The sequence below is a fragment of the Mesorhizobium sp. M7A.F.Ca.US.006.04.2.1 genome (assembly GCF_004022915.1).
GTDB lineage: Bacteria > Pseudomonadota > Alphaproteobacteria > Rhizobiales > Rhizobiaceae > Mesorhizobium > Mesorhizobium ciceri.
The window spans coordinates 1-4617 of the sequence record NZ_RZQA01000523.1 but is presented as its reverse complement, the minus strand read 5'-3'; the positions used below and the strand labels follow the sequence as shown (position 1 = coordinate 4617).

4 protein-coding genes and 2 pseudogenes are annotated in these 4617 nt (G+C 63.9%); 5 read left to right on the top strand and 1 reads right to left on the bottom strand.

What is annotated here, in order from left to right:
• The 3 genes and pseudogenes from EN925_RS40890 to EN925_RS24265 form a co-directional block, all read left to right on the top strand.
• Window positions 1–117: pseudogene (locus tag EN925_RS40890) on the top strand (AEC family transporter); the annotation flags it as partial.
• A 190-nt stretch (window positions 118–307) separates the two neighbouring features.
• Complete coding sequence (locus EN925_RS24270; RefSeq protein ID WP_013531228.1) at window positions 308–1765, top strand: NAD-dependent succinate-semialdehyde dehydrogenase; 1458 nt, start codon at window positions 308–310, stop codon at window positions 1763–1765.
• A gap of 92 nt (window positions 1766–1857) precedes the next feature.
• The gene (locus EN925_RS24265; RefSeq protein ID WP_027160469.1) at window positions 1858–2880 is read left to right on the top strand and encodes an aldose epimerase family protein; all 1023 of its coding nucleotides are present in this window, start codon (window positions 1858–1860) and stop codon (window positions 2878–2880) included.
• An 11-nt stretch (window positions 2881–2891) separates the two neighbouring features.
• Here EN925_RS24265 and EN925_RS24260 read toward each other — a convergent pair whose 3' ends face one another.
• Complete coding sequence (locus EN925_RS24260) at window positions 2892–3812, bottom strand: sugar kinase (protein ID WP_127370041.1); 921 nt, start codon at window positions 3810–3812, stop codon at window positions 2892–2894.
• Window positions 3813–3964: 152 nt separating this feature from the next.
• On the opposite strand from EN925_RS24260, the gene EN925_RS24255 reads away from it, so the two are divergent.
• Both EN925_RS24255 and EN925_RS24250 read left to right on the top strand, forming a co-directional pair.
• Window positions 3965–4414 (top strand): FixH family protein, encoded by a 450-nt coding sequence (locus EN925_RS24255; RefSeq protein WP_127385467.1) that lies wholly within the window; start codon window positions 3965–3967, stop codon window positions 4412–4414.
• A gap of 7 nt (window positions 4415–4421) precedes the next feature.
• Window positions 4422–4617: pseudogene (locus tag EN925_RS24250) on the top strand (methylamine utilization protein); the annotation flags it as partial.

Here is a 4617-nt window from a genome sequence, read left to right as displayed (position 1 = left end):
GCGGTGCAGTTCAACACCGGCCAGGCGTTAGCGTCGAACCAGATGACCCTCGCCACGGCCTGCGCCGCCGTCACCACCGCGTTCTGGCTGACTGTTGTCTTGTACGTTTTCGGGTAAGGCATCGGTGTAAGCACGTCAGCCTGCTCTCGTCTCGCTCTGGCCCAAGCCCTATATGCCATCTTGCGATTGCTTGCGTGCCTTGCCCTCGGTAAAGAGCAGTGGCTCCGGCGTGCCGGCCTCAGTCCATGGCGCACGCGCACCGAAGATTTCACAGACCCGCCCGTCAGGGCGCCGAACGGAGGATAGCATGCTTCAGAAAACCAGCCATTTCATGCGGCAGGCCAATCTCATCAATGGCGAATGGGTGCAGGCCGACAGCGGCCAGACGGTCGACGTCAACAACCCTGCCACCGGTCTCAAGATCGGCACCGTGCCGAAGTCGGGCAAGGCCGAGACCCGCCGCGCCATCGAAGCCGCCGCGGAAGCTTTCAAGACCTGGCGCAAGACGACCGCGCTCGAGCGCTCGAAGCTGCTGCGCAAGCTGCACGACGCGATGATGGACAATCAGGACGTACTGGCCGAACTGCTGACCATCGAGCAGGGCAAGTCGCTGTTCGAATCGAAGGGGGAGATCGGCTCGGCCGCGTCCTACATATTGTGGTTCGCCGAGGAAGGTCGCCGCACCTATGGCGACGTCGTGCCGTCGCCATGGGCGGACCGCCGCATCCTGGTGACCAAGGAGCCGGTTGGCGTCATCGCCGCCATCACGCCGTGGAATTTTCCGTCCTCGATGCTGGCCCGCAAGCTCGGCCCGGCGCTCGCCGCCGGCTGCACCGCCGTGGTCAAGCCTGCGTCGCAGACGCCGTATTCGGGTCTCGCCTGGGGCGCGCTCGCAGAGGAAGTCGGTTTCCCCAAGGGCGTCGTCAACATCCTGACCGGTTCGGCCAGCGAGATCGGCGACGAGATCTGCGCCAATCCGCTGGTGTCGAAGATCACTTTCACCGGCTCGACCGAGGTCGGCAAGCTTCTCATCCAGAAGTCGTCGGTCACCGTCAAGAAGGTGTCGATGGAACTCGGCGGCAACGCGCCGTTCATCGTTTTCGACGACGCCGACCTCGAGCGTGCCGTCGCCGGCGCCATCACCGCCAAGTACCGCAATTCCGGCCAGACCTGCGTTTGCACCAACCGCTTCCTTGTCCAGGCAGGTGTCTATGACAAGTTCGTCGAGAAGCTCGCTGCCGCCAGCAACGCGCTGAAGGTCGGCTCCGGCCTCGAGGACGGCGTGCAGCAGGGGCCGCTGATCGACGAGAAGGCGGTCGAGAAGGTCGAGGAACTGATCGCCGACGCCACATCAAAGGGCGGCAAGATCGTTGCCGGCGGCAAGCGCCATGCGCTCGGCGGTTCGTTCTTCCAGCCGACGGTCATCGCCAACGCGACACCCAAGATGCGCTTCATGAAGGAAGAGATCTTTGGCCCGGTCGCACCGGTGTTCAAGTTCGAGACCGAAGAGGAAGCCGTCGCCCTCGCCAACGACACCGAATTCGGCCTTGCCTGCTACTTCTACACCGGTGACCTCGGCCGCGCCTTCCGAGTGATGGAAGGGCTGAAATACGGCATGGTCGGGGTCAATGAAGGCCTCATCACCACGCCGGAGGCGCCGTTCGGCGGCGTCAAGGAATCCGGCCTCGGCAAGGAAGGCGGGCATCAGGGCATCGAGGATTATCTCGACACCAAATATGTCTGCATCGGCGGCCTCGGCCTCTGATAGGCTATCCCTGGGATGGGGAGGCCGATGGCCTGCCCATCTCTCATGGAAAAACCAGCCGAAGTCTTCTGGATCAACTGGCATTTACGGGCATGGCGATGAAGGACGGCGAGGTTTTCGGCACGACGCAGGCTGGCGAGCAGGTGCGTCGCTTCACGATCAGGGGCGGCGGCATCACAGCCAACATCATCGGTCTGGGCGCGATCATCCAGGATTTGCGCCTGACCGGGCACGATGCTCCGCTGGTGCTCGGCTATGACAGTCTGGAAGGCTACGAGACGGATACGGCCTTCTTCGGTGCGGTCGTCGGCCGCTATGCCAACCGCATCCGCGACGGCCGCTTCACCATTGGCGGCAGCCGCTACCAGACCGAGCAAAACTTCCTCGACAAGCATACGCTGCATGGCGGCTCGCAAGGTTACTCCCACCGGGCGTGGACGGTTTCCTTGCATGGCAGGGATTTCGTCACGCTGACGCTGCACGATCCCGACGGCACGATGGGTTTTCCCGGCGCGCTCGACGTCACCTGCACCTACCGGCTGAAGATCCCCGGCACGCTCAGCGTCGAGCTGACCGCCACCTGCGAGGAGCCGACGCTGTGCAATCTCACCCAGCATTCCTATTTCAACCTGGATGATGGCGGCGCAGGCGACATTCTCGACCACAGGATGATGCTGAATGCCGGCGCCTACCTGCCGGTCGATGGCGACATGATCCCCACAGGCGTGGTCAAGCCGGTTGACGGCACGCCATTCGATTTCCGCCAGGCGCGGCCGCTGCGCATGGAAACCGAGGGTGATCAACTGCCCTACGACCAGAATTTCTGCCTTGCTTCGGCACGCGGGCCGCTCAAGCAGGCGGCATGGACGCAAGGCGCCAGTTCCGGTGTCGAGATGGAGGTCTGGACCACCGAGCCCGGCGTCCAGCTCTATACCGGCCAGTATGTGACGCCGCGCACCGGGCTGGAAGGGCGGAACTACAAGGCCTTTTGCGGCTTCTGCCTGGAGCCGCAGATTTGGCCGGACGCGCCGAACCGGCCTTATTTCCCGCAAGCAACGCTGTGGCCGGGCGCGATCTACCACCACGTCACGGAATACAGGTTCCGCCTGCCCTAGTTTTTCCGACCTTAGCCTTCGAAAGCCGCCCGCAGCGTCTCGAACGGCGCCAGCGCGCCGCGCACTTGCACCACGGCGGCGGCGACACGATGCGCACGGCGCGCGGCTTCCTGCGGGTCGTGGCCGGCAAGACGAGCCGCAAGATAGCCGCCGTTGAACGAATCGCCGGCGCCGGTCGTATCGGCGGGGGCGGCGACATGGATCGCCGGGACTTCGCGTAGTGTTTCTCCTTGGGCAATCAGGGCGGGCTGCTCGCCGTTCTTGACGACGACCTCGCTAACCAGTTGCCTGAGTCGCTTTGCGGTCGCTTGCGGTGTTGCATCGCCAAACAGCATCTGCTCGTCGGGGAAAGTCGGCAATGCGATGTCGGTGGCGGCAAGGGCTTCGACGATCGCTGCCTGTGCATCCTCGCGATTGCGCCAAAGCCGCGGCCGGTAGTTGGGATCGAAGGCGACAAGTGAACCGGCCGAGCGCGCCTTGGCGACGGCCGCCAGCAATACGGCGCGCGCGGCCTCATCCAGAATTGCCAAAGTGATTCCGGAAAAATAGACAAGCGCCTGATTTACCAGGTTTTTCGACAATGCAACCGGGTCTGAGGCGAGCTGCCGCGCGGCGGCGTCGCCGCGCCAGTAGGTGAAGGAACGCTCGGCCCCGGTCAGCGTGATGGCATAGAGGCCAGGCCGTGCGCCCGCTATGATCGGGCTGGAGCCGATGCCGATGCCGTTCTGGCCTAAGAAATCGATCTGGGCTTGCGAGAACGGATCGTCGCCGAAGGCCGAGACATAGGTTGCCGGCCGCTCAGTGCTCAGCGCGTGCAGCGCCCACAGCGTGTTGAACGTGTCGCCGGCAAAGCCCATGCGCCAGTTCGGTCCGGTCTGGCCCGACAGTTCGAGCATGCATTCGCCGATCGAGGCGACGCCGGTTCCCGCCATCTACAATCCTCCAGTGCTTCCCGGTGCTGTAGCTTTTTGCCATCGGCAGCGCCATGCTTGGCAAGCAGGGTTTTTTCCGCCACAGCGTTTTCCCACAGGCTGGCGGGATGCGATCCGTTCGGCAGAGCGTTGTCTGCAGAAGAGGAACCGGTTTGGCATCGATATGGCGTTATCTTCTGGCGGGTCTTGGTCTGGCTGCCTTGCTGGTCGGCATTCTCGCGGTCGTCTTCCTGGCGGCGCCGCGTTCGTCGCTGCCAGCCGGCCCGGATGTCGCGCGGACGAAGAAAACCGACAACGGGCTGTACGTGGCGAGTTTCGTGCCGGAACGGGGCGTGGTGCGGCAGGGCGAACTGGAATCCTGGCTGCTGACCCTGAAGACAAAGACAGGGGCTTCGGTGGAGCGCGCCGCGATCGCCATCTCCGGCGGCATGCCGCAACACAATCACGGCCTGCCGACCAGCCCGCAGGTCACCGATTACCTGGGCGAAGGCCGTTACCGCATCGAGGGGCTGAAATTCACCATGAGCGGCTGGTGGCAACTTCGTTTCGCCATCTCATCCGGCGCCGGCTCCGATACCGTACTGTTCAACGTGGTGCTGTGAGCGATCGATGAAGCGCCTTTTCCGCTTTCTGGCGCTGATGGTCGCCGTCGTCCTCGTGGGCTGCGGCAAGCCTGATTTTTCCGACGCAGAAAAGAAGACTATCGCTTCGCTGGCGCTGTCGTCGCTGCCGGCGCTCAAGGCCGACACCACCAACCGTTTTGCCGACGTGCCGGCCGCCGCCGCACTCGGCTCGACGCTGTTCT